This is a genomic window from Actinomadura sp. SCN-SB (genome assembly GCF_043906805.1).
Taxonomy (GTDB): Bacteria; Actinomycetota; Actinomycetes; order Streptosporangiales; family Streptosporangiaceae; genus Spirillospora.
In genome coordinates this window covers 1-25,842 of the sequence record NZ_JBIMPP010000045.1, presented here as the reverse complement: position 1 = coordinate 25,842, position 25,842 = coordinate 1, and the positions used below count along the sequence as shown (strand labels likewise).

Below are 25,842 nucleotides of genomic sequence, written 5' to 3'. Positions count from 1 at the left end.
CGTCGTGGCGCGGACGCCATCGCCTTGTGTCGGCTCTGCACCCGGCGCCTCCATCGTGTCAGCGGATGATCCGCCTGGCACCGTCCACGGCCGTGTCCACCGGGATCGCGAAGCCGATGCCGATGGATCCGCCACCGCCGCCCCGGCTCAGCGTGGCGATCGCGGTGTTCACGCCGATCACCTCGCCGCGCGCGTTCACCAGCGGCCCGCCGGAGTTGCCGGGGTTGATGGACGCGTCGGTCTGCACCGCCCTGCGCCGCTGGCCGTCGCCGAGCCTCACCTCGCGGTTCAGCGCGCTGACGATGCCGCCGGTGACCGTTCCGGCCAGGCCGAGCGGGGAGCCCAGCGCCATCACCGGATCACCGACCCGCACGTCCGCCGAGCGCCCGAACACCAGCGGGGACGGGCTGTCGGACGGGCTGATCGCCAGCACCGCCAGGTCCTGCGCCCGGTCCTCGCCGAGCACCCGCGCGGTCAGCCGGCGGCGGTCCGACAGCACCACGTCGACCTCGGCGGCGCCCTCCACCACGTGCGCGTTGGTCAGGATGTGGCCGTTCCGGTCGATCACGAAGCCGGAGCCGGTGCCTCCGCCGCCCGTCCCCGTCCGCGTCTCCACCGAGACCACGCTCGGCTGCACCCGCGCCGCGACGTCGCTGAGGTCGCCCGGCCCGTTGGCGGGACCGGCCGTGGACTGGGTGATCGGGGCGACGGCGCGGCCCGCGCTCACCCATCCGGTCACGGCGCCCACGGCCCCGCCCGCCAGGGCCGCCGCCAGCAGCCCCGCGGTCAGCAGCCGCGGGCCCCTCCCGACCGTCGTGGTGGCCGTGCCGCGCGCCGTCCAGGGGTCGGACGTGACGGTGAACGCCGCCGGCCGCCCGCCGTCCGGGCGCGGGAGGCCGGCGGAGGGCGACAGCCAGGCGGCGGGCAGCCGCGCCGGCTGGAAGTCCGGGCCGCGCGGCTCGCCGAGCCCGTAGCGCGAGTCCTCGCCGTGCTGACTCATGGAACTCCTCAAGCCTCAGGGAAGTCGTGAGAACCACAGCAGGGACGCGGCGGCGGTCACGCAGGCCAGCAGCAGCCCCGCCCCGATGAACCACACCCACACCTCACGGGTCTCGGTCCGGTACCCGATGCTGCTGCCGATGTCCTGGTAGACCTGCCGCAGCTCGCCGCCCGTCGCCGCCTCGTAGAACCGGCCGCCGGTCTCCCGGGCGAGCCGTTCCAACGCGGGCCCGTCCACCGGCACCGGGACCGCGGCGCCGTTGTTGTAGAACACGCCGTCGGGCGTCCCGTAGGCGATCGTCGAGACCGGGATTCGCGCCTGGTTCGCCCGCTCGGCCGCCACCTGCGGGTTCCGTCCCGCCGTGTTGGTGCCGTCGGACAGCAGCACGATCCGGCCGGGCGGCGCGGACTCCCCGTACTGCGCGCCGAACGAGCTGATCGCCTCCAGGGACGCGATCACGCCCTCCCCGATCGCGGTCCGCGGTCCCAGCGTCAGGCCCTCGATCCCGGCCCGCAGCGCGCGCCGGTCGGTGGTCGGCTGGACGTTCACGGTCGCGGTGCCGGAGAACGACACCAGGCCCACGTTGAAGCGGGACGGCACCCCGTCCAGGAACGACACCGCCGCCCGTTTGGCCGCCTCCAGCCGGTTCGGCGGGACGTCGTCGGCCTCCATCGACGCGGACACGTCCAGCGCCAGCATGATCGTCGCCTGCTCGCGCGGCACCCGCACCTCGGTGGCCGGACGCGCGAAACCCGTCACGAACAGCCCCATCATCAGCAGGAACGCCGCCGCCGGAACGTGCCGCCGCCAGCCGGGGGCCACCGGCGCCACCTTCTCCAGCAACGCCAGGTTGGTGAACCGCACCGCGTACCGCCCGCGCCGCACCTGCACCGCCACGTACAGGCCCACCAGCGCGAGCAACGCGAGCAGCAGGAGGAGCCTGGAAGGCGCCAGGAAGTTCACGCCGCACCTCCCCCGGGCGCTTCGGTCGGCGCCGCCGTCATGCCGGACCGGCGCGGTGGCGGGTTGGCCGCATGCGCGATCCGGCGCTGGGTGAGGACGTGCTCGACGATGTCGCGGATCCAGTCCCGGTCGGTGCGCAGCCGCAGGTGGGCCGCGCCCGCCCGGCGCAGCGCCGCCGCGATCGCGGCCCGCTGCTCCCGGGCCGCCTCGGCGTACCGGAGCCGCAGCCGCGGGTTCGCGGTGGAGATCTCCCTGCGGCGGCCCGACTCCGGATCGACGACCGCGAGCAGCCCCACGTCCGGCAGGGCCAGCTCGCGCGGATCGACGATCTCGACCGCCAGCACCTGGTGCCGGTGGGCGAGCCGGGTGAGCCTCCGCTCCCAGGACGCCACGTCCTCCAGGAAGTCCGAGACGACCACGGCCAGGCCGCGCCTGCGTCCGGCCGTCCGCAGCATGAAGCCGATCCCCTCGCCCAGCGTGTCCCCGCCCTGCTCGCCCGGCTCCGACCGGGGCAGGGCCAGCAGCGACCGCAGCAGGGCCAGCAGGTGCGCGCGGCCCGTCCGCGCCGGGACGTGCCGCAGCCCGCTCGGATGCAGCACCTGCGCGCCGATCCGGTTGCCCGTCCGCTCGGTCAGGAACGCCACGGCGGCGACCGCGGCGACGGCCAGGTCCCGCTTCTCCGCGCGGCCCGTCCCGAAGTCCATGCTCGCGGTGGCGTCCACCAGCGCCCAGGTCTCCAGCTCCCGGTCGGCGATCCGGTCCCGGACGTGCGGGACGGTCGTGCGGGCGGTCAGGTTCCAGTCCATGGCGCGCACGTCGTCGCCCGCCTGGTACTCCCGGCCCTCCGCCGCCTCGCTTCCCTGGCCCGGCAGCAACCCCAGATGATCGCCTTGCAGCAACCCGTCGAGCCGCCGCACGATCACCAGTTCGAGCCGTTTCAACGCCCGCTCCGGCGCCAGTTCGCGGAACCCCACGGGGATGCCCCGTTCCGGGGCGCCCGGCGGTGTCACGCCGCGGCCTCCTTCCCGGACGGCGGCCCCTGGGCACCGGGAGCCTGTTCGGCGTCGATATCGGCCCCCGCCACTTGGCTGTCCTCGCGCGGGGCGATCCGGGGCGCGGGGATGGACGACACCACGCGGGCGACGATCGTCCTGGCGTCCACCCCGTCGGCCAAAGCGTCGAAGGACAGGACGAGGCGGTGCGCCATCACGTCCACCGCGAGGTCCCGCACGTCCGCCGGGAGCACGTAGTCGCGGCCGCGCAGCAGCGCGAGCGCGCGGGCCGCGGCGACCAGGCCCAGGGTCGCCCTCGGCCCCGCCCCGAAGGCGATCAGCCGCGCGACGTCCTCCACCCCGTAGGCCAGCGGGTCCCGCGTGGCCGCCACCAGCCGTACCGCGTACCGGGCCACCTCGTCGTGGACGAACACCAGCTCCGCCGAGCGCCGCAGCCTCGACAGCATCTCCGTGTCGAGGACCGCGTGGGGCTCGGGCGGGTCCACGCTCATCCGGTAGAGCACCGCCAGCTCCTGCGCCTCCGTCGGATAGCCGACGTCGATCTTCAGCAGGAAGCGGTCGCGCTGCGCCTCGGGGAGCTGGTACACGCCCTCGGACTCGATCGGGTTCTGCGTCGCCAGCACCAGGAACGGCGCCGGGACGGGGAACGTCCGGCCGCCGATGCTGACCTGCCGCTCGGCCATGACCTCCAGCAGCGCCGACTGCACCTTGGCCGGGGCCCGGTTGATCTCGTCCGCCAGCACCACGTTGGCCATCACCGGGCCGAGCTCGATGTCGAAGGTCTCGGTGGACGGCCGGTAGATGCGGGTTCCCATGATGTCCGAGGGCACCAGGTCGGGGGTGAACTGGATCCGCGCGAAGGTCCCGCCCGCCACGGTGGCCAGCGTCTCGGCGGCCAGCGTCTTCGCGACGCCGGGCACGCCCTCCAGCAGGCAGTGGCCCCCGGCCAGGACCGCGACCAGCATGCGCTCGATCATGCGGTCCTGGCCGACGATGATCCTCTTCATCTCGAAGAGGGCCCGCTCGGCGAGCGCGCTGTCGGCGTCCGGGGACGGCGGGGTCATCGGCCGTCCGCCGCCTGCGCGGGATCGGCGCCACCGGAACGCTCGGGGCAGTCCTCGCCCGGCGCCTTGCCGGTCCACCCGGCGTTGCCGTGGGACACCGCCGGGTCGCCATCCTGGTGTCCGGTGACGATCCGCAGCTCGGTCCGGCCGCCGCCCGGATCGGCGAGCGCCACGCCGCCCAGCCCGAGCGCCGCGGCCCCGGCGACCCCCGCCACCGCGACGGCGATCCTGGTTCGTCCGCTGAGAGCCATAGCTCGTATCCCTCCGTGACTGTCATGCCGCCGCCCGGCGTTCCGGGCCGGCAGCACCGATCACACCAATCCGGAGCGAAAGCGGAATTAAGGACCGAGCCCGGCCCTCACGGACGATCGGAGAGGCCCCTCGCGGAGAGGCCCGGAGCGGCGCCCCGGCGGGCCGTGACGGACCGTGACGGGACGGTCCGTGGACGGGGGTTTCGGACATGCCGGACGCCGGGAACGTGACGAAGATTCTTTTGTGATCGACTTTTCCGTAAAGAGCCTTTCTTGTAGCGTGCGCAGCGTTTTGTGAAGCGAATTCATGATCGGACAACCTCCCGGCAAGATCATGAAAGGACCCCACGATGGCCACGGCGACAGGCTTGGCCGCCACCGCGTTCCTCGGCCTGCTGGCGCTGCTGGCCGTCGCGCGGCGCGGTCGCGGCCGCCCCCGCACGCCGGCGACCACCCCCGCCGCTCCCACCGACCATCCCGAATCGCTCACCGCGGTCCTGGACTCCGGCTCCGAGGAGTACCTGGCCTGGCTCGCCGACCACCACTGGCCCGCCGACGAGTACCTCGACCTGGAGCTGGAGTGGCGGAACGAGCTGGCCGTGAGCGACCTCCCCGACCTGCCGGGGCTCCCCGGCCATCCGGGGCTGCCCGGCCACCACGGCCTGGCCGACCTGCACGGGCACCTGGACCTCGCCGAGACCTATGAGACGCCGATGTGCCCGCACTGCGGCCAGCGCCGCGAGGACGTGTGGCCCTGCCCCCAGTGCGGCAGGCTCCTGCACTCCTCCTGCGGTCACGGAATGCGGCGGCGGCGCCTGGCCCACCCGTACCGGACGCACGCCACCAACCACCAGGCGGTCATCGCCGAATGGCTCTGCACGGGCTGCCTGTCGGTCGTCGGGCTCGATGTCGACCATGGGGACGAGGCGGACGACGACCTCCGGCGCTGACCGGGCCGCCGGGGCGGGCCGCGCCACAACGGGAAAGTAAAGAATTCCCCATCGACTTGCCTATTACGGTCAGCACTCGGCAGGCTTCATCGTGTCCTAAACTGGGACGCAGTGGAGGTAGATGCCGATGTCCGTTGAACGCGCGACGACGTGCCCGCACGACCCGCCCTGCCCCACGCCCAACGACACGGACCGGGAGGCCGCGCGCATTGTGGCGGCCCACCCCGAACAAGGGTGGAGCCTGCTCTGCAACGGCATCGTCCTCTTCGAGGACACCGGTGAGCTGCTCCCGGACGGCCGTGTCATCGACCCGCACCGTCCCGTCCAGAATCCGGCCCAGGATCCCGCCCGGAAGCCGGCTCGGAAGCCCGTCCGGAATTCGGTTCAGGACCCGGCGCCCGCCTGACCGGCTGCGGGCGCGATGGCGACCGGAACGCCGTTGAGGTGCGCCATCCCCGCGAGCGGTTCCAGGTCGCCTGGCCTGGGTGAGGCCAGGACGTTCACGTTCGCGCCGCCCGCCGCGTTGGCGACTCGCCATCCGCCGCCCTGATGGCCCCACCCGTGCGGTACGGCCACAGCGCCCTGCGTCATCTCATCGGTCACGACGACGGGCAGCTCGACGGCCCCATGCTCGGACGTGATCCTGCACAGAGCACCGTCCTCAAGCCCGTACTCGGCGGCGTCCTTGGGATTGACGCGGGCCGCGTGCCGGCGCTTGCCCCGCATCAGCCCCGGGACGTTGTGCATCCAGGAGTTGTGCGAACGCAGCTCCCGCATCCCTATCAGCCTTAGCGGGTACGCCTCGCCCCGTGCTCGCGGTCCGGCGGGCTCGGCGGCGAGACGCCCGATCTCGGCGACGATCTCAGGCGGGTCCAGGCGCACCCGCTTGTCCTTGTGGAGGATCCTGCGGCGCAACGTCCCGGTGCGGTGATGCTCGCCCAGGACGATGCCGTGCGGATGCTTCCTGAGCTTGCGGATGCTCAGGCCGCCTCGCCGCAGCCCGTACCAATCCCCTCTCGGCCCAGTGCGGAGCAGCAGGTCCACCAGGAACCGCGGCGACGGCCGTATGCCCATGTGGTACGCGAGCCGTTGCAGGCCGAGCGCGCCCAGGGCCAGGCCCATGCGGCGTGCGAGGTCGTCGATGATCTGCCACTCCTGGCGGGCCTCTCCTCGCGGCGGGACCACCGCGTCCGTCCAGGTCACGTAGGGCGTCAGATGGTTCTGCAGGAACGGCAGCGGGAAATCCTCCCGTTCCAGGAAGGTCGTGGCCGGCAGCACGTAGTCGGCCTTGCGCCCGGTGTCCGTCACGTACAGGTCGATGCAGACCAGCAGGTCCAGCTCGTCGAGCGCCGCCTCAAGGGCCGCGCTCCCCGGCACGGTCCGGACGGGATTGCCCGCCGACACCAGCAGCGCCCGCATCCGTCCGGGCCCCGGCGTCGTGATCTCCTCGGCCATCACCCCGGCGGGGAAGGTGCCCAGCACGTCCGGGTACCCGCCCACCCGTGACCGCGTCTTCCCGTACGTGGCCAGCCCCGTCACCCGCAGCAGCTCGTCGAGCCGCATGGGCGCCGCCCCGAAGATCCCTCCGCCGGGCCGGTCGAGGTTGCCCGTCACCAGCGTCACCGCGTCGATCAGGAACGCGGTGAGCGTCCCGTACCGTCCCAGGCAGGTGCCCGTCCGGCCGTACACCACCGCCCGTTCGGCGGAGGCCAGATTCCGCGCGAGGTCCCGCACCGTCCGCGCGGGCACTCCGCTGCGTTCCTGCGTGCTCTCGGGCGAGAAGTCCTTCGCCACCTCGCGCAGCGTTCCCGCACCGCGGGCCTGCACCGCGCAGGCTTCGGCGTCCTCCAGCCCCTCCTCGAAGATCACGTTGAGGAGGGACAGCAGCAGCCAGGCGTCACCGTCGGGCGTCACCGGCAGATGCTCGTACGCCCGCGCCGTCTCGGTCCGCCGGGGATCGGCCACCACCACCCGGCCGCCGCGCCGGACGATCGCCGTCAGGTCCTCTTTGATCCGCGGCGCGCTGATGATGCTCCCGTGCGAGACCAGCGGGTTGGCGCCGAGCATCAGCAGCAGGTCGGTCCGTTTGAGATCCGGGATCGGCACCAGCGTGGGCGCCCCGTACAGCAGCGCGCTGGCCGCGAACCGGTTGTTGACGTCCTGCGACCCGGCCGAATAGAGGTGCGGCGACTTGAGGGCGGCCATGAAGGCGCTCAGCCACAGCGGATGACTGTAGGAGAACGTCGCGGGGTTGCCGAAGTACCAGCCGATCGCGTCCCCGCCGTGCTGGTCGCGGATGCGCCGCAGCCTGGACGCGATGTCATCGAGCGCCTCGTCCCACCCCACCTCCTCGAACTCCCCGTCGGCCCGCCTCCGCAACGGCCGCACCACCCGGTCCGGGTCGTTCTGGATCTCCGCCATCGCGATGCCCTTGGGGCACGCGAACCCCTTGGAGAGGGGATGCTCCCGATCCGCCCGGATCCGCCGCACCGCCCCGTCCTCGGCGGTCACCTCCAGCCCGCACAGGGGCTCGCAGATCCGGCAGTAAGTGGACGCTTGCGTACGACCCATGCGCCGATTATGCCCCGAACCGCTCGTTCGCACCCGCGCCGGCTGGGACGCGCGTCGCCCTCGCCCCTGTGAAGGACGACGCGTGGTGGCGTCCCGCTCTACGGAGGACGCTACGCGGGGGGTCTGACATTGCCGGGACGGGCCGAGGCGGCTCAGGAGATCACGTAGCGGTCGTACCCGAGCCGCGCGAGCCGCTCGTGGGCCGCCCAAGCCGCCTCGTCGACATCCATCGGAGCCTGGAAACCGCGTTCCGCGTACACCACCATGCGTTGCAAGTCGCCGACCATGAGTTCCAAGACCTGACGCGGGTCGTCGTCGAGGTAGGCGTCGTACGCGACCTCCGGGGCGGACGTCAGCCACTCCACACCCGGCCATTGACGGAGGGCCGTCGCCAGGGAGCGCCTCGTCATGTACGGCTTCGCCACAAGGATCCCCCGGCTCACCTGCACTCCGCGTTCGGTGAGCAAGCGGCGCGTCGCGGTGATGTTCTCACCCGTGTTGGTCGCCGTCTCCTCAAGAAGGAGGGCCTCGTCCGGTACGCCGTGGTCCCGCATCACATGGGCGAACGCCTTCGCCTCCGTCTCCGCCCATTCGGATGTAACTTTTCCGTTTCCGCCCGTGGCGACCACCAAGGGCGCCCAGCCCTCGTGCCAGAGCCGCGCGGCCTGCACGGCGACACGCATGTCGTGGCAGCCCATGGCCACGATGACCTCGCTCGGCGCCATCGGCGTGACGTAGACCAGGTAGTCCCAAACGAGCCGTCCCAGTTCCCGGGCCTCCGGCCAAGGGGGACCAAACTTCACGGCATCACTCTCCCCCGCGCGCGGCATGTCGTTGCCCTTCCGAAACATCCGGCTAGTAGCTTTCAACTGCTTTGCTCCTTACGAAAGGCTCTTACGGAAGGACAGCGTGGTGTGATCGCGGCCCTCGTCCTCGCCTCCCTGGGCGGCCTGCTCGTCCTGAGCCTGCCACTCGCGCTGCCGCGCACGCGCCGCCGCTCCCGCGAGCGCCGTCCATCACGACCCGCCGACACCGAGTCCTCGTTGCCCGTCCCAGCCGCGCCCGGTCCCGCCGACCTTGGTTCCTATCCCGAATCGCTCACGGCCGAGCTGGATCCCTTGGACGAGGAGTACCTCGCCTTCCTCGCCAACGAACTCTGGCCCGAGGACGAGTACCTCGACATGGAACCCAGCATCGACCAGGACAACGAGGCAGAGGGAGGCGGCGGCATGTGCCGCTGACCCTGTGCGCCACCCGACCCGGCGCCTTCTCCACATCCGGCCACCGGTAAACGCGGCTCTCCGACGGGGCGTCCCGCTTAGAAAACGGGGACCGCCACGCCAACGACCACATCCTTGCCGGTGAACGCTCCCAGCACGCCCGGCCCGGTCTCCGCGAAGCCATGCGTGACGAGGAGCGGAGAAGCGATGACGGTTCAGCCGCACACCACCCCTTACATCGGCGCAGATGTGGACCCTGGTGAGACCGCCCATCTCCTGAAGGTGCTCGGTTTCCTCGTGAAGGGCGAAGAGCGCCTTCTGGCCTTGGTGACGACCATCAAGGCACTGCCCAAGCTCACCCACGTCGCCGTCACCGACACCCGCGTGATCGGCTTCTCCGCACCCGACCTCAGCCGCGAGGGCCCACGTCAGGAACTCCCGCTCGCCGCCATCACCGAGGTCGAGACCCGCAAGTCGTACCAGCAGCGCTGGTTCCTGGTCGTGAAGCAGGGCTCCGGCGAGGAATCCGACTTCGGCGACGTGCACGACGCGGATGCTCCTCACATCCTGCACCTCATACGAACCCAAACAGCCACGCCCACGCCACCCGCTCCAGTGCCGAGTGCCGCCGCGCCGCCACCCCAACCGGGCAACACCTCGGGCTGGCTCTACAACCCGCCCCCAGGATGGCCCGCCCCACCCACCGGCTGGACGCCACCGCCCGGCTGGCAGCCCGACCCGTCATGGCCGCCCGCACCTCCGGGCTGGCAGTTCTGGACGCCCGCCGCACCGCCCGTTCCCTGGCCGTACGTCGGCGCGAAACTGAAGCCCGACCAAGTGCGCGACCTCCTCACCAGGCTCGCCCGACACCTCCACCAGGACGAAACACTTCTCGCGCTCACGAGAACCGCGAAGATGCGCCCGGCGCTGAACCATCTCGTCATCACCGAACGCCGGATCGCGGCCTTCTCCATTCACGATCTGAACACCTCCGGGTTCGCGCTGACCGCCGAACTCGGCACGATCTCCGCGGTCGAACTGCGCTCCGGATTCACCCACACGCCCAAACTGGTCGCCCATCTGCACAACGCCGCCGACGTCGACTTCGGCGACCTCAACGACACCGACGCGGCCACCGTTCTCCAACTCGCCGAACGCCTGGTCACCCGCAGACGTCCCATGCGATCCGCCGCCCCGGCGGCTTCACCTCCCGCGCGACCCGAGCGCCGTCCCGCCTTCGGCGGAAAGAAGCAGCGCATCGAGGAACTGGAAGCCGAGAACGCCCGCCTCCTCCAGGAATTGCAGCGAGTGGGCGCGCTGGAGCCGCTACAGCTCGCCGAGGAGAACGAGCGGCACCGCCGGCAGGCCGCCGCCCTGGCCGACGAGATCAGGACCAAGCGACGAGAGCTCGACCGGATCCGCGAGAGCATCGTCGAAACCCAGGACGTCGTGCTCCTCCAGGAAGCCGGAGTCTACGAATACCAGCACCCGCTCGCCGACGCCGTCGCCTACAAGGCCGAACTCGCGAAGATCAAGGACAGGATCAAGACGATGGCGCGCGGTGACCGAGCCGTCGTCGGCGCCACCGACTGGTCCGTGAACGGCTCGCTCGCGCAGGGCCGGAAAATGGTGCGCGACTTCTCCAAGCTCATGCTGCGCGCCTACAACGCCGAGGCCGACAACCTCATCCGGACGATGCGCCCGTACAAGCTGCGGTCCTCGGTCGAACGGCTGGACAAGACGGCCCAGACCATCGAACGGCTCGGCAAGACGATGAACATCCGGGTCAGCGCCGACTACCGCAGGCTCCGGGTCAAGGAACTGCGGCTCACCGCCGACCACCTCGCCAAGACCGAGGAGGAGAAGGACCGGATCCGGGCCGAACGCGAACGGCAGCGCGAAGAGGAGAAGGCCCGCAAGGAGTTCGAACGCGAAAAGGCACGCCTCCTCAAGGAACAGTCACAAGTGCAGACCGCCCTGGCGCGTCTGGAGGCGAACGGCGACACCGCGGGCGCCGCCGAGCTGCGCGCCAAACTCGCCGACGTGACCAACGCCATCACCGATGTCGAGGGACGCGCCGCCAACACCCGGACCGGCCATGTCTACGTGATCTCCAACATCGGCGCGTTCGGCGAGCGCATGGTCAAGATCGGCATGACCCGCCGTCTCGATCCCACCGAACGGGTCCGCGAACTCGGCGACGCCTCGGTCCCCTTCCACTTCGACGTGCACGCCCTCATCTTCAGCGACGACGCCGTCGGCCTGGAGAACCGCCTCCACCAGGAATTCGCGGACCGGCGCGTCAACCGGGTCAACCAGCGCCGCGAGTTCTTCTACGCCACCCCGTCCGAGGTCCGCGCCGTCCTGGAACGCATAGCCGGCAACCACCTGCTCGAATACACCGAGACCCCGGAAGCCCAGGAGTGGCGTTCCAGCAACCCGGCCCCCTGAACGGAAACGGCCGCCGTCAGGAATCGGCGTGCCGCGCCAATACACCGCTGGTGCTCGACCGCAGCGCGGGGTAGTACCCGTTGGCGTGGCCGCGGGCCGTCGGGTGGTAGGAGTCGCCGATCGGATAGGTCAGCGAATGCAGCCACCCGTCCCCGGAGCACAGCTCATGCCCGGCGAACTCGTCCCGGACGTCCGAGAAAGTGAACCCCGCCCGTGAGACGGCTCCGCTGATGGAGGTGTTGAGGGTGTCGGCGGCCCGGTTGAGCGCGGCCCTCTTGGTCTGGCTGAGCCCGATGCACCCGCTGCTGTTCTGGATGTAGAGCCGCGGGTAACCGAGCACCACGACACGCGCCGAAGGCGACCTGGAACGAATCGACGAATACAGCGTGTCGAGCCGTCCGGGAAGCGTGTTGCGCATGAAGCTCTCCGCGTTCGCCACCGCGGCCTCGCAGCTCGCCGTCGACTGGAGCACGCACGTCTCCATCACTCTCGCGAAGCCCGCGTCATTACCCCCCACGGTGATGCTGACCAGGGTCGTGGACGCCTCCAGCGCGCTCAGCTGCCCACTCGTCACGGAGGAGGTGGTCGCACCGGAACACGCCGCGAACTTGAACGAGTCGGGCGACCGGTCCGCCGCCCACAGCCGCGGATAGGCATTGGCGCTGCGCAGGCAGTTACCGGAAGCGGGGTCGTAGTTTCCCGCCCCCGTCCCGGAGGAGTAGGAATCCCCGAGGGCGACGTAGTTGGTCGCGGCCGCGGCGGCCGACCCCGCCCCCGCGACCAAACCCGTAGTAACGGTAATGGCACCGACAGTGATCGCCCAAAGGCGGGAGACATACATTTCGCGCTCCGTGGGGCGTAGCGATGTGTCCTACATCACTCATACCCCGTGCGTGTTTTGATGAAGCCTCAACCTGATCAGCAACTTTCGTCATCTTTCGCCATTGAATCGCCCTTTATCCCACTTCCACGTAGATGATCCGAATAAGATCATGACCTCCCCCCAACAACCCCAAATTACGGCCCATCCCTACCACCCCAACCGACCCGACCGTTTCCAAGGCCCCCAGCCCGCTCACCGCCAGGGGCGACCGCGACATGGCCACCGCTCGGCACGGTCAGGCTGAACACCGGCCATCAAGAACATGGCGGCCCCCACCCACGACAAGACCTACCGAGCCAAGTTTCGACAACTTCGGCGAAGCGCTCCGGGGCATCGTCGTGAACCCAGTGTCCACGGCCGGGAAACTCGTGAAGCTCGGGTTCGATCTCGACGAGATGATGGAATCCATGGATCGGACAGTTTCGTCCTCCCGGCACAGATGGCCAGGGAAATGGCGTCCCGGCGCGCGCAACTCCAGGGAGGCCGGACCCGAGCATGCCGGCGAGCGGGGCGAACATCCGGGCCCGGCCGAAAGGGCCATGCACGGTGAGCAATGGCCTACCGGACCCACCGAAGTCAAAATAGACGAGGCGCAACCCCCGAATCTCGACGTGCCGCTCAACGGCCATTCACTCCTTATAGCGTCGAGACGACGGCACAGCCGCCCGCATTGGCGTCCGGCAGCGTACCGCCGGACGGGGCTACGCCTGAGGTAATGGCAGGCGTTCCCTCGACCCGCCAGGCTGGAGAGAGCCAAGACCACCATGCTCCAGCCAACGGAGGCGACGATGACCGCCTATGCCCTCGCCAACCTGCGTCCCCGGCCAACGCTGCACGATGACGTCTTCACCTACATGGAGCGAATCCAGGACACCCTCGACCCGTACGGTGGCCACTTCCTCGTCCACGGCACGGCACCGGAACCGATCGAAGGCCGGACGAAGGGCACTTACGTCCTGATCGAGTTCCCGGACATGGACAAGGCCCGCGCCTGGTACGCCTCGGACGCCTACCAGGCGATCCTCCCCATGCGAACCGACCACATCGAAGGAACCGCCGTCCTCCTCCAGGGCGTCCCCCCAAACTACGACCCCGCCAAAACCGCCGCCTCCCTACGCGCCGCACAACAGCCAGGCGATGGTTCGCTCTAGACGGCCCCACGCCGCGGCCCGTCGTGGCAAGCGAAAGCGCAGGTTGACGCCGCGGTCACGCAGCCGGCAGCACCCACGATCGCCGGGCTCCAGCCGACATCCCAGCACCCGCCCAATATGCAATCAGCGCCCGATCGGTGGGCGTGGATGCAGGCGGCGGTCAGGTCGTGGGCGGAACCGGGAGCGCCGCCGAGACTCAGATCAGGCAGCAGAGCCGGCGCGTCACTCACCCCCGCGCAGCGCCCGTGAGATTCCGCGCTGGGAACAGGACGCTGGTCGCCCCCTGTCAGGGCGCGACCGCCGCGCCCGCAAGGACCGGGGACGAGGCGTTGCCGGTCTCGGTGACGTCGGCGACTACGCAGGTCAGATCGTCCGGGCTCCCTGTACGGCAGGCCCCTCGATCAGGGCCGACACCGCGGTCGCAGGGTCTACGTGGTCTCGCAGGGCGTAACAGATCTCCTCGGCTTCGATCGTGAACGCCAGTCCGTCGCTGGCGAGCCTGTACCGGTCGCCGGGCTCCCACTGTCGTGCCCTGAATTGCGGTTCGACAGCCTCTTGAGTGTCGCCGATATGCGCCATGCCGAGCCCGTCGCCGCTGGAAACCAGAAGTGTCAGTGTGGTGCGCAACGGACGTCCCGGCACGGCGCGCTCCACCAGCGCACGCTGTGCGCCTTTGACCGCCTCCCGTGCGGCCCGCTCGGCGAGCTGACCACCCCGAAGGCTGGAGGACGGTTGGGCGGCGAAGTCCGCGATGGTGTGGATCACAGTGGACGCCGCGACGTCCCCGCCTGGTTCCATGCCGTCCGCAACGGCCAAGATCAGGGCGGAAGCGTAAGCGGCATCGCAGTTGACCGATCGCTTCGTGCCGCGGCCCGATCCCGCGGCAAAGGAGAATCGCATGCATAGTGTGACGCCAAACCACGCCAAGATAGTTGGCGGCGACGCTACCGGACATGTGCCTGAGTCGAACCGCCCGAAGGTCTGTGTTCCCGCAGCATCGGATGTGTCCGGCCATTCGCGGGAGTTCCGCTTGAGCGAACGGCGTCACTCAACAGGCAGTCGGCTGGTCAGGCGAGGCGCGTCGCGTGGGGGCGGCCCTCGTCCACGACGAGTTCCATACCTGGCCGCAGCGTGCCGAGGACCTCTGCCCCGCGCACCGTGCGGCATGCCACGTGCCCGAGGCGGGCCCTCAAGGCCAGCGCGGAAGTGAAGACCTCCACTCGCGGTGATGATTCCTCTTGGTTGGATCCATCCAAAGTGTAAACAGTGGAGTTCTGGAGCACGCCGCGCAGCTCCAATTTGTCGCGACCGCCAGTGCTCGACTCACGGACGATGCGGAGGAGGGCCAGGTCTGCCTCCCGCAGGTTTCGTGCCGGGAGCAGGGGCGTCATGCCATCGACGTAGAGAATGAATTCCCTGGCCGACTGCTCGCGTTCGATAAGGGGCGCAAGGTCGACCGGCTCCCATCGCGACGTCTCGAACCTGGCAGAGCTCCACGATCGCGCGTCCGGATGCCGTGTCGAGACATCCAGCCACGACAGGCCGTCGTCGAGTCTCCAGATCAGTTGCCGCAGCCGCGTGCCGTCTATCGCGCTGTTTCCTACGCCGTAGATCCGCCAGGCCTCCGATAGGGACAGCCATTCGAACCCGCTGTAAAACCCTCCACTATGATCTTGTTCTCGGGGTATCGCGACTTGAAAAAGAACGGTTCACCGACATCCAGCACGCGGAATGCGGCCCGGCTGGACGGTCGCCAGAAGTTGACCTCGTTCTGAACCGGTCGCTCGGCGAGGAAAGCAGCCCACTCCGCATCGGTCACACCAACATAAGCCTTCATCCCGCACATAATCGTATATTGCGGACAAGTTCGGCAAGTGCGGCTTTCCGGGTGCGCTCTGCCTGCGGATCGGGCGGACGCTTCCTGGGCTCAAGGTGCGGGCTCGGTGCGTCGGGCGTGGGGTCGGTCGGTGTGCGTGGTCATGTCCGGGGGTGGTCAAGGGAAGGTCGAAGGCGGTTGGTGGGGGTTTTTCGCTTCTAGGATGTGTTCACTTCTTGTCAGGCCGGCGGAAAGGGGGCCGGGTGTGGCTCGGCTGGCTGTGGCTCGGTCGTTCATGCCGGAGTACGCCCGGCTGGAGCCCAAGGTGCGGAAGGGTGTGGAGGCGGCGTTCGCGAAGTTCGCCGAGCATTCGCATGCGGGACTGCATCTGGAGAAGATCAACGGGGCCCTGGATCCGCGGATCCGGACGATACGGATCGATCAGTACTGGCGCGGGGTGGTGCTGGCGCCGGAGCGAGGGGACGTCTACTGCCTGCTGTCGGTGCTCGGGCACGACGAGGCGATCACGTACGCCAAAAGCCGGAAGTTCACGGTCAACCAGGCGATCGGTGTTCTGGAGGTGCGGGACCAGGAGGCGTTGGACCGGCTGGAGCCCGCGCTGGAGAAGGCGGCCGAGACCAGCGAATACCGGTTGTTCGAGCACGTCTTCGACAAGGACCTCATCAGGCTGGGGATCGATGAGGACCTGGTGCCGCTCGTCCGGCTGATCACGCGGGAGGAGCATCTGCAGGCGCTGGAGAAGCTGCTTCCGGAGGCGCAGTACGTCGCGCTGCTGGCATTGGCGCAGGGAATGACGGTCCACCAAGCGTGGGGCGAGGTGGCGGCGTGCCTGGCCGTGGAGCAGCCACCGGCCATGATCGACACGACCGACCTGGTGACGGCCATGCGGCGAACGCCGGGGCAGGTCGTCTTCGTGGACGGGCCCGAGGACCTGCGGGACGTTCTCGCGCACCCGTTCGACACCTGGCGGGTGTTCCTGCATCCCATCCAGCGGAAGGTGGCGCTGCGGGAGTCGTACAGCGGTCCGGCGCAGGTGACCGGTGGGGCCGGAACGGGGAAGACCGTGACGGCCCTGCATCGGGCGCGGCACCTGGCGATGGCCGGAAAGGACGTGCGGATCCTGCTGACGACGTTCACCAAGAACCTGGCGGAGACGCTCGACCGGCAACTGGGGCTGCTCATCGAGGACGAGGCGGTGCGCGACCGGGTCGAGGTCAAGCACATCGACAGCGTCTCGTACGGGATCGTCGCGCGGCATCACCGGCCAGCGATCGCCGGGACCGACGTGGTGGACCCGCTCTGGGAGGAAGCGGCGGAGGGACTGCCGTACTCGCCGACCTTCCTCCGGCGGGAATGGGAGCACGTCATCCTGGCCCAGGACCTGGCGACCGAGGAGGAGTACCTGACGTGCACGCGCACCGGGCGCGGCGTCCCGCTTGCCAGGACGCAGCGGTCCCTGGTGTGGAAGGCGGTCGCCGGGGTGATCGAGAGGCTGGCGTCGGCGCGCAAGTCGGCGTTCCCGCAGCTGGCGAACGAGGCGGCGGAGCTGGTGGACGCGCCCGAGTACGACCACATCATCATCGACGAGGCGCAGGACATGCATCCGACGCACTGGCGCCTGCTGCGACGCCTGGTGGCGAGCGGACCGGACGACCTGTTCATCGTCGGCGACCCGCACCAGCGCATCTACGACAGCCATGTGTCGCTGGCGAGCCTCGGCATCAATGTGCGGGGCCGCAGCACGAAGCTGAAGCTGAACTACAGGACCACGCAGGAGATCCTGAGCTGGGCGGTGCCGCTGCTGGGTCTCACACCGGCGCAGGGACTCGACGACTCGGCCGACACGCTCGACGGCTACCGGTCGCCCATGCACGGGCGGCGGCCGTCCGTCGTCGCCTACGACGATCCGGACGCGGAGCTGGACGGGCTCGTGCGGCAGGTGCGGGAGTGGCTGGACGACGGGGTGGAGCCGACCGCGATCGGCGTGGCGGCCCGTACCCGCTATCTGCTGGCCAGGGCGACCGCGCGCCTGAAGGAGGCCGGGATCAAGGCGTACCAGGTCGGCGGCAGGTCCCGGGGCGTTCGCGTCGGAACGATGCACAAGATGAAGGGCCTGGAGTTCCGGTGCGTCGCGGTGATCGGCGTGGACGCCGGGACGTTGCCGGCGCCGTCGGCCATCACCCGTGAGGACGAGGACCCGAAGGCGCACGCGCAGGACGTCCAGAAGGAACGGTGCCTGCTGTTCGTGGCGTGCACCCGGGCGCGCGACCACCTGTACGTGTCGTACGCGGGTGAGCCCAGCGAATTCCTTCCGGTCCCGAAGGTCTAGGCGGGGATGTCGGCCAGGAGGTCTTCGAGTATCGGTACCTGCGGGTGGTCGCCGCTCTGGTCGAGCATCGAGGCCAGATCCAGCCTGAGGTTCAGCGCTTCGAGATCGTCGCCCAGCGAGATCCTCGCGGGCAGCTCGGTGGCCTGGGTGTAGCGGCCCTCGGCGGCCAGGTCGGCGGCCTCCCCCCCTGCCTTGGCGATCCGCTTCCGGGTGGGCGGCGCCGGCTTGGTCCGGGGGGAGCAGCGCGGGAGGCGGCGACCTCCCGGGCGGCCTGGATGCGCTCCGCCGACGCACCGCTTCATCACCGCGTGGGGTTTGGGGATCTTCTAGCCTGGCGGGATGCGGGATATTGGGGAGTTGGCGGTGCGGCTTCGGGAGTTCGCGGCGGAGCGCGACTGGGAGCAGTTCCACACGCCCAAGAATCTGGCGATGGCGTTGAGCGGGGAGGTCGGTGAGCTGGTCGCCGAGTTGCAGTGGCTGACGCCGGAGGAGTCCTGGCGGGTGCGGGACGATCCCGAGGCCGCCGCCAGGATCCGTGCCGAGCTGGGTGACGTGTTCATCTACCTGACCAGGCTCGCCGACCTGCTCCAGGTCGATCTGCTGGACGCGGCGGCGGACAAGCTGGAGGACAGCCGCCGGCGTTATGACCCCGAGAGGTATCGGGGCTCGGCCAGGAAGGCTCCGTGACCTATTCGTACTCGGTGCCGCCCTTGCGGGTCAGGTAGGCGGGTGAGACGAACTTGGCGATGGCGCGGCCGCCGGTGATGGGGCTGTGGCGTTCCTTCGCCGGGCGGACGACCAGGCCCTCGCGCAGGTGGGCGGACGTTCCCGACACGGTTTCGCGTCCGCTGGCCAGCTCGATCAGGACGCGTTCGGTGTACGGGCCCTCGTACAGGCGGGGGACGCCGGGCAGGTCGACCTTGGCCAGGACGTCGGCCAGTTCGTCGGGGTTCAGCCAGCGGACGGCGCCGTCCGGGCCGGCCAGGGCGATGTCGAACACCGCGTAGCCGACGCGGTCGCCGGTGGCGTTGGCGCCGTACGCGAGGTCCTGGACGCCGCGTCCGAAGACCTCGCCGAAGACGCCCACGCGGTCGGCGCCGAGGAGATCGGCGACGCGGCGGGCGGCGTCGGGCACGCCGTAGGTCTCGACGGCGCGCCAGTAGAGGTTCTTCGGGTCGTGCGCCAGCGCGAGCCGCTTGGCGCCGAAGCCCTTGGACGACACGAACGTCTCGTCCCCGATCAGGGAGAACAGGCAGGCCGAGCCGTGGATCTTCTCGGTGGCGACGACCGGCTCGCCGGGCTCGAACATGGCGGGGTAGCGCTTGATGTCCTCGATCTCGATCCAGGGGAGCAGGTCGGGGGCGGGCACCACCTCGCCGGCCATGTGCACCGGGACGGGCGGCACCCACTTGGTGACGCCGAGTTCGGCGGAGAAGTCCCGTCCCTGGGCGTGGGCCTCGGCCAGGTCGATGCCGTCGACGGCCTTGGGCAGGCACACGATGCCCTGGGACAGTTCGCCGCGCAGCCGCACCGCCTTGACGCGGTTCTTGCCGGAGCCCGCCAGTTTGCCGACCAGGCCGAGTTCGGCGATCAGGTCGTCGGGGAGGACGGAGCCTTCGGGGATGTAGAGCGCCCAGTCGCCGGTCCGGAACTGGCCCTTGCCGACGACCGCGCGGTAGAGCCCGACCTGGGCGAGTTCGAGAGCGTCCGCGTTGTCGTGCGGATGGATCGTGAGCCGTTCGGCGGTCACTCGCAGCGTCGACATTCCCGTCCCTTCCCACAAACCTGCGGCAAGGGTGCCAATGTCCGGGCGCGGCAAGCAAAGCATTTACCGAAGGGCACGCACCGGTCCGGTGCGTGCCCTCCCCCGGAAGTCAGCCGGCGAGGATCTCGTCGGCCGAGGTGACGACGTGGTCGACGAAGCCGTAGTCGCGGGCCTCCTCGGCGGTGTAGTAGTGGTCGCGGTCGGAGTCGGCCTCGATCCGCTCCACCGGCTGCCCGGTGTGGAAGGCGATGCGCTCCTGCACGAGCCGCTTGACGTAGCGCATCTGCTCGGCCTGGATGCGGATGTCGGACGCCGTCCCGGCGATGCCACCGGACGGCTGGTGCATCAGGATGCTGGCGTGGGGCAGCGCGTACCGCTTCCCGGGCGCGCCCGCGCACAGCAGGAACTGGCCCATGGACGCGGTGAACCCCATCGACAGCGTGGCCACGTCGTTCGGGACGAACTGCATCACGTCGTAGATCGCCAGCCCGGCCGTCACGGAGCCGCCGGGTGAGTTGATGTAGAGGTGGATGTCGCGGTGCCGGTCCTCGGCGGACAGCAGCAGCATCTGGGCGCAGATCCGGTTGGCGATGTCGTCGTCCACCTGCTGCCCCAGCACGATGATGCGGGCGCGCAGCAACCGCTGGAACACGTCGTCTCCCACCAGGGAGGGTGCGGGGGCTTCGGCGGTACGCATCAGCATGGTCAGGTCGTTGACGGTCATGGCGCCAGATAACCGGCGGGCGCGGCGGGGCGTCCAACAACCGGCCGGGCCGCTTTGACAACCAAGGGTTGTCAATCACACCCTGGGCGGTATGGAACCCGATCTCCAGGGGATGCGCGCCTTCGTCGCCGCCGCCGAGGAACTGCATTTCGGACAAGCGGCGGAACGGCTGTCGCTGACCCAGCAGGCGTTGTCCAAGCGGATACGCCGACTGGAGAACGCCCTGGTCACACCCCTTTTCACGCGGACGACGCGCCGGGTCGAGCTGACCGCGGCGGGGCGCCGGTTCCTGCCGCTGGCCCGGGACGCCGTGGCCGCGTACGACCTGGCCGTCACCGCCATGCGGGAGAACCCGGCCGAGCCGCTGCGCGTGGACGTGTTCGCTGAGCGCTTCACGCCGCTGCGGATCCTGCGTGAGACCGCCGAGCGCGTCCCGGGGCTGAACGTGGAGCCCAGCATGCGGCAGGGGCTGGCCAACGCCCTCCCCGCCGTGTGGAACGGCGAGCTGGACGCCGCGTTCGGCCGCGTCCATCCCAGTGCGCTCGGGCCTCTACGGGACGAGCGGCGCCGGTCGTCTCCGGACGGCTGGCCCGACGAACTGGCGTACCGGCCCGTCCACCTCGTCCCGTTGGACGCGTTCGCGTTCACCGGGCATGCCCTGGCCGACCGGAAGACGCTGCCCATCGCGGAGATCAGGCGATGGGGCATCGCGATGCCGCATCCCGGGGGCGCCCGCGAGTGGCACGACTACCTGGTGCGGCTGAGCGAGGAGCTGCGCGTCCCGGTCCGGTACGGGGAGGTCGCGATCGGCGTCCGGGACAGCGCGGCCCAGTTGCGGCGGGAGACCCATGCGGTGGCGCTGGGCGAGCGCGGCATGGATCTGCCGCGCGACCCGGGGCTGCGGCAGATCCCGCTGATCGACCCGGTGCCGCTGCACCTGTGGTCGGTCGTCTGGCGGCGCGGCAACCGCGATCCCCGGCTGGTCCGGCTGCTCCAGGCGCTGCCGCGCCCGGAGGCCGGGCCGGGTGTGGGCACCTGGCTTCCGGCCTCCGACCGCGCCGTCCTGGACGCCTGGCTGCGAGCCCGCGACGCGCCGCCCGGTTAGAGCAGCCGCGCCGGGGTGACCTCCTGGCGGTGGACGATCACGTCGAACCACTGCTCCAGCGTGCCGCCGGTGATGTGGGAGGCGTCGTTGCCGATGAAACCGCGGGTCTTGATGGGGGCCGTCAGCCAGCGTCTCACCGGTGCCGGGGCGGGGGGCGTCGGCGTCCGGGCGCAGGTCGAGGAGGAACTGGTCGAAGCGGGTCACCTGTCCGAAGGGACGCTCGAACCAGTCGTCCGCCGGGGGCGGCACGTCCACGGGGTCGCCGTTCTCCGCGGGGAGCGTCCCGTGGTCGAAGGTGAAGCCGATCGAGCGGTAGTCCGTCCCGTACCAGCGGCGCAGGTACGAGCCGACGCCGGCGAACGCCATGTCGGGGTCCGGCGGCTGGGTGATGCGCAGGTCCGGGGCGACGGCGGTGTGCGGGCTGGCGGCCCAGTACACGACCTTGCCGTCGCCGTACGAGCGCCACCAGCGCAGGTTCTCCGCCGCGCGGGCGTCCCGGTAGACGAGCGCGTCCGCGAAGGGGATGTAGTAGTTCATGTAGAAGGACAGGATCTGGCGGGCGGCGTGCAGCGCCAGCGAGTATTCCCTGTCGCCGGGCCGATGCGGCAGCGCCTTGACCAGGTCGTACGTCTGCTGGGCGTGCTGGACGTAGGGCTTCTTGTCGGTCACGCCCATGTACCACTTGGCGTGTTCCCAGGCGTCGTCGTCCTCTTCCGGGCGGATCTCCTTCAGGTGCTCGCTCAGTTCGGGGACGAGCGACGGGGCGACTCTTTCCACGTGCGCGCTGACGATGTCGTAGGCGGGGCGCCAGGTCGTGTAGTACTCCACGCCCACGAACCGGACCTTGTCGCTCTCGGCCCGTCCTGCGTTGAAGTCGCGCAGCCAGTTCAGGACGTCCGCGCACTCGCGTGTGGCCCAGGCGCCGCTCGTCCTGCGCAGGAGCGCGTTCACGTCTCCTTTGCCGGTACGGATGTACTCGTCGATCTCCAGGCCGAGTGTCCAGTCGTCCTCCCAGGCGATGGACCGGAACCCCATGCGCTCCACCAGGTAGCGCAGGGCGCGGTGCTTGAGCGTGGTCACCTCCCGTACGCCGTGGGCGGGCTCTCCCAGTCCCACGATGGAGGCGTTCCCTACGGATCGGCGTAGGGATTCGAGGTCATCCAGTGGGGCCGAGGGGTCGTGGGTGCCGATCCGGTGCGCGTTCCGCTAGATCCATTGCGTCACCGCACGCGAGTCGTCCCGTACGACGGCCTGCGCCACGGCGGCAGGGGGTGAGGCGAGGCCGATACCCGAGAAGGCGACGGCCACGCCCAAGGCGGGGGCGGCGATGCGCAGTGCGTAGCGCGTTTGCATCATGGGTTTCCTTCCGGCGAGATGGTGCGACGCCGCAACCGTCGCCGGATGATGTGCTCCCCCGCGTCCCCCGGTGGGAGGCTTCTCCCCTACTCCGGTCGCCGTAGGACCTAGAGGGATGCGGTCCAGGCCGCGAGGCGCTCCAGGAAGATGGTCGCTACCGCAGGTTGAGGCTCGGTCAGCAGCGACACGTGGAAGGCATGCGGCATGCCCTCGTAGACGTCCAACGCGACGGGCGTACCCGCAGCCGCGGCCGCATGCGCGTAGCCGTGGCTGTCGTCCAGGAGGACTTCTCCTGCGCCGACCACGATGAGCGATGGCGGAAGGCCCGACAGGTCGCCGTGCAGCGGTGATTGCGGGACCTGGTCGGGGGCGGAGCCGTTCAGGTACTGGGCCACGATTCGTTCCAGGACGGGACGGTTCAGCATGTCGTCGGCCGCAGGGGCGTCGATCGACCGTCCGGACAGGGTCAGGTCGGTGATGGCGGAGACCGCCACCACGCCCGACGGGAAGGGGATCCGCTCCGCGCGCATCGTGTGGAGCGCCGACAGCACCAGCGTCCCGCCCGCCGACTCGCCCAGCAGCACGACGCGGCTCGCGGGGACGTCCTGGTCGAGCAGGCTCCGGTACGCCCCGAGCACGTCGTCGTGCGCCGCCGGGAAGGGGTGGGCGGGCGCGAGGCGGTAGTCCACCGCGAACACCGGACGACCGGTCGCCTTGGAGAGCCAGTACGCCATGACGCGCTCGAACTCGGGGTTGTGCTGCTCGAAACCGCCTCCGTGCACGTACAGCGTCACCCCTGCGTCCGCCGCCGTACGGCCCGTGGCGTTCATCCACTGCCCCGGCACGCCGTCGGTGTGCGGGAGCGCGGGCGAGCCGTCGGCGTCGTCGGGCAGCGGCGGCCCACCGGCCGTCAGGCTGCCGATCGCGGCGACAACGGTCGCGAGGTCATCCGGCCCGGTGACGCGGGTGACGACCGGGCCCTCCGGCTCACGAGACGGGAACGCGTTCATGATCGGTTGAACTACCCGCCGACCGGCCTTTGTTCCCCCGCGAGCCCTACCGCCTCATGGGAGGGACGGCCCCTGCCGTGCCCCAACCGCGGCGTTGGAGCGGCCTTGGGCCATGAGTTCCATGTTCGCGTGGGGTGAGGCGTCCCAGCGGTTCGTCCCGTACGCCTGCGGCCAGCAGCTTGGCGATCACTCACAGGTCAGCGGACCACGTCGATGAACTGCCCGGCGTTGGACACCCGGTCCTTGAGCAGGTAGCCGACCGCTCCGGAGCCGTCGGCCGACAGTTCCTGCGCGTACAGATGCTGGACGTGCTGGGACAGCACGAGCACCTGACGGCCGGGGCGCGCGAGGGGCGGCCGGCGCGGCCCGCAGGCCCTCGTCGGTGTTGGTCGGCGGCAGCCGTACGTCCACGACGGCCACGTCAGGGCGCTCACCGGCCAGCGCCCGCTCCAGCTCGGACCCGGTCTCGACCGCGGCGGCGTGTACGTCCCCCGCTTCCTGCTACCAAACTTCCTGGCCCGCATCGGGCAGTACATGCCACCAGGGGTGGAGGCGTTGCAGGAAGCGTGGATGGGAACCGGGCCGCAGGCGCCATAGCGGCCCGCCTTTTCCGCTGGGAATGAGAACGCTGGCTAAGACTTCGCGTTGGACGACGACTTCGGCTGGGTGGGTTGGAGGGCGTTCAGGGCGGCGTTGAGGAGGCCCTTGGCACTGGCGGCCAGGACGGTCGTCCAGTCGAAGTAGTCGCGCCAGAGCGTGATCTTGCCGTCGTGGACCTCGAAGGTGCCGCAGACCCAGAACTCGGCGCGCCACGAATTGATGGCGAGGGCGTCGGTGCGTTCGGTGAGGACGGTGGAGCCGTTCTGCGCGATGCGGTGGACGCGGGCCTCGAAGCCGGTGCCGTAGCGGGCCATGGCCCTCATCTGCCGCTCGAACGCCTTGATGCCGCGGGCCGGGGGCAGGGGGACGTTCTGGTAGACGATCCGCGGATCGGCGTAGGTGAGGGCGCGGTCGACGTCCAGGTCTTCGAGGGCCGACAGGAAGGCGGTCACGATCTCGGTCGACATGGGAACCTCCGATGGCGCATTGCACGGAGCGCTTCACGCTATACGCCGCACCGTCGCCACCGATACACCCGAAAAGCCGCCGGGTCAGCGCGGCGGGCCGTCCGCCTCCGGCTGGTCGGTGGGCGCGGGGCGGAGCGCGTACGCGGCGAGAGCGTCGGAGATGCCGCGAAGCGTTGGGCAATGCCGAGTGCCGCAGGCGCGGCACGCGCCGTCGCCGTGGGCGTCCTTGCCGGGCCGGTGGACCGCCAGCACGGCGGTCAGTGCCGCCCCGCAGGCCAGCACTAATCCGCGCGCCTCGCGGACGAGATCCCGGCTGTGAAGGTCGGCGCCCAGGGTTTCCGCGCATCGCCCGAGGACCAGTGGGTCGGCGCGCATCGCGGCCGTCATCGCCGCCTGAACCTGCTGTTCGACCTGGGTGTGGACGTCCTCGAAGGCCGGTGTCACTCCGTCCACTCCCCTACGAAGGTGACGGTGACCTTCCGGCCGTGCTCGTCGCCGTGCCAGCCCCAGCTCTCGGCGACGCACGCGATGGTGAGCAGGCCGCGCCCGCCCTCGGCGAGCCGATCCGCGTCACGGACGACGGGCTCGGACGGGCCGCCCTGGTCCCCGACCGCGATCACCACACCGCCGCAGCCACGGAGGACCTCGACCGTGAACGCGCCGCCTTCCTGGCCGGACCTGGTGTGCCGGAGAGCGTTCCCGACGAGTTCGCCCGCCGCGAGCTGGACGTCGTCAAGATAGGGGCAGCCGGACAGCAGGCAGCCCACGAAGCCGCGTGCCGCGCGGGCCTGCTCGGTACGGCCGGGAAAGGTCCGCCGCCAGTACAGCGGCACCGCGGGCTCGGCGGCGGGAAGGAGCGCCAGGGACATAGGGACACCTCGGGGTCTGGATCGCCTTGCGGAGCGCTCGCAAGCGCGTTGCGTCACCGTCACATCGTCACAAGATCGGGCCATGCGAACCCGACGAATCGCCATGCTGCCCGTTCTGACCAGGGAATCAGCACTTTCGCGCCACGCACAACCGAACTTCGCACGTGCGATCGGGGACGTGCGTCGTTTGCACATCCGAACGCGGCATGTGCGAATCCCGCACGTGCGGATTTCTCAAGCGGCGACGTGACGTGCGGAGCCGT

The 25,842-nt window shown here is 70.2% G+C and carries 26 protein-coding genes and 3 pseudogenes; 8 read left to right on the top strand and 21 right to left on the bottom strand.

The features are described 5' to 3' along the window. Nucleotides 1-58 precede the first annotated feature (58 nt). From ACGWYJ_RS25700 to ACGWYJ_RS25680, 5 genes are read right to left on the bottom strand one after another with little or no spacing between them, the layout of a single operon-like run. A complete protein-coding gene (locus tag ACGWYJ_RS25700) occupies nt 59-1,000 on the bottom strand; it encodes a S1C family serine protease (protein ID WP_395108889.1) in 942 nt (313 codons plus the stop codon). Between the two features lie 15 nt (nt 1,001-1,015). Beyond that, the gene (locus ACGWYJ_RS25695; protein WP_395108888.1) at nt 1,016-1,963 is read right to left on the bottom strand and encodes a VWA domain-containing protein; all 948 of its coding nucleotides are present in this window, start codon (nt 1,961-1,963) and stop codon (nt 1,016-1,018) included. Beyond that, nucleotides 1,960-2,973, bottom strand: a complete 1,014-nt coding sequence (locus ACGWYJ_RS25690) for a DUF58 domain-containing protein (RefSeq protein WP_395108887.1) — start codon at nt 2,971-2,973, stop codon at nt 1,960-1,962. The genes ACGWYJ_RS25695 and ACGWYJ_RS25690 overlap by 4 nt, the downstream gene beginning before the upstream one ends. Next, a complete protein-coding gene (locus tag ACGWYJ_RS25685; RefSeq protein ID WP_395108886.1) occupies nt 2,970-4,040 on the bottom strand; it encodes an AAA family ATPase in 1,071 nt (356 codons plus the stop codon). The genes ACGWYJ_RS25690 and ACGWYJ_RS25685 overlap by 4 nt, the downstream gene beginning before the upstream one ends. Then, complete coding sequence (locus ACGWYJ_RS25680; RefSeq protein ID WP_395108885.1) at nt 4,037-4,291, bottom strand: hypothetical protein; 255 nt, start codon at nt 4,289-4,291, stop codon at nt 4,037-4,039. The genes ACGWYJ_RS25685 and ACGWYJ_RS25680 overlap by 4 nt, the downstream gene beginning before the upstream one ends. Before the next feature lie 350 nt (nt 4,292-4,641). Here ACGWYJ_RS25680 and ACGWYJ_RS25675 point away from each other — a divergent pair, with 350 nt between their 5' ends. Next, nucleotides 4,642-5,241 (top strand): hypothetical protein, encoded by a 600-nt coding sequence (locus tag ACGWYJ_RS25675; protein ID WP_395108884.1) that lies wholly within the window; start codon nt 4,642-4,644, stop codon nt 5,239-5,241. Between the two features lie 127 nt (nt 5,242-5,368). Continuing rightward, a pseudogene (locus ACGWYJ_RS25670) lies at nt 5,369-5,563 on the top strand (DUF5999 family protein); the annotation flags it as partial. Nucleotides 5,564-5,625: 62 nt separating this feature from the next. Here ACGWYJ_RS25670 and ACGWYJ_RS25665 read toward each other — a convergent pair. Both ACGWYJ_RS25665 and ACGWYJ_RS25660 read right to left on the bottom strand, forming a co-directional pair. Continuing rightward, on the bottom strand, nt 5,626-7,812 hold the full coding sequence (locus ACGWYJ_RS25665; protein WP_395108883.1) for a molybdopterin-dependent oxidoreductase: 2,187 nt from the start codon (nt 7,810-7,812) through the stop codon (nt 5,626-5,628). A 152-nt stretch (nt 7,813-7,964) separates the two neighbouring features. Next, nucleotides 7,965-8,615 (bottom strand): YdcF family protein, encoded by a 651-nt coding sequence (locus ACGWYJ_RS25660; RefSeq protein ID WP_395108882.1) that lies wholly within the window; start codon nt 8,613-8,615, stop codon nt 7,965-7,967. 111 nt (nt 8,616-8,726) lie between these two features. Between ACGWYJ_RS25660 and ACGWYJ_RS25655 the strand changes: the two genes are divergently transcribed. Both ACGWYJ_RS25655 and ACGWYJ_RS25650 read left to right on the top strand, forming a co-directional pair. Continuing rightward, entirely contained in the window at nt 8,727-9,053 is a 327-nt protein-coding gene (locus ACGWYJ_RS25655; protein ID WP_395108881.1) for a hypothetical protein, read from the top strand. A gap of 186 nt (nt 9,054-9,239) precedes the next feature. Then, a complete protein-coding gene (locus ACGWYJ_RS25650) occupies nt 9,240-11,483 on the top strand; it encodes a DUF4041 domain-containing protein (protein WP_395108880.1) in 2,244 nt (747 codons plus the stop codon). 16 nt (nt 11,484-11,499) lie between these two features. Here the strand turns inward: ACGWYJ_RS25650 and ACGWYJ_RS25645 are convergent, their stop codons facing one another. Beyond that, complete coding sequence (locus ACGWYJ_RS25645; RefSeq protein WP_395108879.1) at nt 11,500-12,267, bottom strand: SGNH/GDSL hydrolase family protein; 768 nt, start codon at nt 12,265-12,267, stop codon at nt 11,500-11,502. Between the two features lie 887 nt (nt 12,268-13,154). On the opposite strand from ACGWYJ_RS25645, the gene ACGWYJ_RS25640 reads away from it, so the two are divergent. After that, nucleotides 13,155-13,517 carry a DUF1330 domain-containing protein gene (locus ACGWYJ_RS25640; protein ID WP_395108878.1) on the top strand — a complete coding sequence of 121 codons (363 nt, stop codon included), beginning with the start codon at nt 13,155-13,157 and terminating at the stop codon, nt 13,515-13,517. Nucleotides 13,518-13,880: 363 nt separating this feature from the next. On the opposite strand, the gene ACGWYJ_RS25635 is transcribed toward ACGWYJ_RS25640, so the two are convergent. Together ACGWYJ_RS25635 and ACGWYJ_RS25630 are read right to left on the bottom strand one after the other, a co-directional pair. Beyond that, on the bottom strand, nt 13,881-14,417 hold the full coding sequence (locus ACGWYJ_RS25635) for a PP2C family protein-serine/threonine phosphatase (RefSeq protein WP_395108877.1): 537 nt from the start codon (nt 14,415-14,417) through the stop codon (nt 13,881-13,883). Between the two features lie 167 nt (nt 14,418-14,584). After that, entirely contained in the window at nt 14,585-14,908 is a 324-nt protein-coding gene (locus tag ACGWYJ_RS25630) for a hypothetical protein (RefSeq protein ID WP_395108876.1), read from the bottom strand. A 690-nt stretch (nt 14,909-15,598) separates the two neighbouring features. Between ACGWYJ_RS25630 and ACGWYJ_RS25625 the strand changes: the two genes are divergently transcribed. Beyond that, nucleotides 15,599-17,683: a UvrD-helicase domain-containing protein gene (locus ACGWYJ_RS25625; protein WP_395108875.1), complete on the top strand. Its 2,085-nt coding sequence runs from the start codon at nt 15,599-15,601 to the stop codon at nt 17,681-17,683. Here the strand turns inward: ACGWYJ_RS25625 and ACGWYJ_RS25620 are convergent. Next, the gene (locus tag ACGWYJ_RS25620; RefSeq protein ID WP_395108874.1) at nt 17,680-17,988 is read right to left on the bottom strand and encodes a hypothetical protein; all 309 of its coding nucleotides are present in this window, start codon (nt 17,986-17,988) and stop codon (nt 17,680-17,682) included. The genes ACGWYJ_RS25625 and ACGWYJ_RS25620 overlap by 4 nt on opposite strands. A 34-nt stretch (nt 17,989-18,022) precedes the next feature. On the opposite strand from ACGWYJ_RS25620, the gene ACGWYJ_RS25615 reads away from it, so the two are divergent. Beyond that, a complete protein-coding gene (locus tag ACGWYJ_RS25615) occupies nt 18,023-18,370 on the top strand; it encodes a nucleotide pyrophosphohydrolase (RefSeq protein ID WP_395108873.1) in 348 nt (115 codons plus the stop codon). A 1-nt stretch (nt 18,371) separates the two neighbouring features. Here ACGWYJ_RS25615 and ACGWYJ_RS25610 read toward each other — a convergent pair whose 3' ends face one another. Both ACGWYJ_RS25610 and ACGWYJ_RS25605 read right to left on the bottom strand, forming a co-directional pair. After that, nucleotides 18,372-19,448, bottom strand: a complete 1,077-nt coding sequence (locus tag ACGWYJ_RS25610; RefSeq protein ID WP_395108872.1) for an RNA ligase (ATP) — start codon at nt 19,446-19,448, stop codon at nt 18,372-18,374. A gap of 109 nt (nt 19,449-19,557) precedes the next feature. Continuing rightward, the gene (locus tag ACGWYJ_RS25605; RefSeq protein ID WP_395108921.1) at nt 19,558-20,151 is read right to left on the bottom strand and encodes an ATP-dependent Clp protease proteolytic subunit; all 594 of its coding nucleotides are present in this window, start codon (nt 20,149-20,151) and stop codon (nt 19,558-19,560) included. A 112-nt stretch (nt 20,152-20,263) separates the two neighbouring features. On the opposite strand from ACGWYJ_RS25605, the gene ACGWYJ_RS25600 reads away from it, so the two are divergent. Then, a complete protein-coding gene (locus tag ACGWYJ_RS25600; RefSeq protein ID WP_395108871.1) occupies nt 20,264-21,277 on the top strand; it encodes a LysR family transcriptional regulator in 1,014 nt (337 codons plus the stop codon). On the opposite strand, the gene ACGWYJ_RS25595 is transcribed toward ACGWYJ_RS25600, so the two are convergent. The 8 genes and pseudogenes from ACGWYJ_RS25595 to ACGWYJ_RS25560 form a co-directional block, all read right to left on the bottom strand. After that, nucleotides 21,274-21,414, bottom strand: a complete 141-nt coding sequence (locus ACGWYJ_RS25595; RefSeq protein WP_395108924.1) for a hypothetical protein — start codon at nt 21,412-21,414, stop codon at nt 21,274-21,276. The two genes, ACGWYJ_RS25600 and ACGWYJ_RS25595, sit on opposite strands and share 4 nt — an antisense overlap. A gap of 79 nt (nt 21,415-21,493) precedes the next feature. After that, nucleotides 21,494-22,312 (bottom strand): annotated as a pseudogene (locus tag ACGWYJ_RS25590) (erythromycin esterase family protein); the annotation flags it as partial. A 171-nt stretch (nt 22,313-22,483) separates the two neighbouring features. Beyond that, nucleotides 22,484-22,633, bottom strand: coding sequence for a hypothetical protein (locus tag ACGWYJ_RS25585; protein ID WP_395108870.1), 150 nt, complete (start codon nt 22,631-22,633; stop codon nt 22,484-22,486). A gap of 107 nt (nt 22,634-22,740) precedes the next feature. Continuing rightward, on the bottom strand, nt 22,741-23,643 hold the full coding sequence (locus ACGWYJ_RS25580) for an alpha/beta hydrolase (RefSeq protein WP_395108869.1): 903 nt from the start codon (nt 23,641-23,643) through the stop codon (nt 22,741-22,743). A gap of 75 nt (nt 23,644-23,718) precedes the next feature. Beyond that, a pseudogene (locus ACGWYJ_RS25575) lies at nt 23,719-24,120 on the bottom strand (DNA-binding response regulator); the annotation flags it as partial. A gap of 155 nt (nt 24,121-24,275) precedes the next feature. Further along, nucleotides 24,276-24,710 carry a limonene-1,2-epoxide hydrolase family protein gene (locus tag ACGWYJ_RS25570; RefSeq protein ID WP_395108868.1) on the bottom strand — a complete coding sequence of 145 codons (435 nt, stop codon included), beginning with the start codon at nt 24,708-24,710 and terminating at the stop codon, nt 24,276-24,278. A gap of 84 nt (nt 24,711-24,794) precedes the next feature. Beyond that, nucleotides 24,795-25,154 (bottom strand): hypothetical protein, encoded by a 360-nt coding sequence (locus ACGWYJ_RS25565; RefSeq protein WP_395108867.1) that lies wholly within the window; start codon nt 25,152-25,154, stop codon nt 24,795-24,797. Then, on the bottom strand, nt 25,151-25,579 hold the full coding sequence (locus tag ACGWYJ_RS25560; RefSeq protein WP_395108866.1) for an ATP-binding protein: 429 nt from the start codon (nt 25,577-25,579) through the stop codon (nt 25,151-25,153). Before ACGWYJ_RS25560 ends, ACGWYJ_RS25565 begins: the two co-directional genes overlap by 4 nt. Between the last annotated feature and the right edge of the window lie 263 nt (nt 25,580-25,842).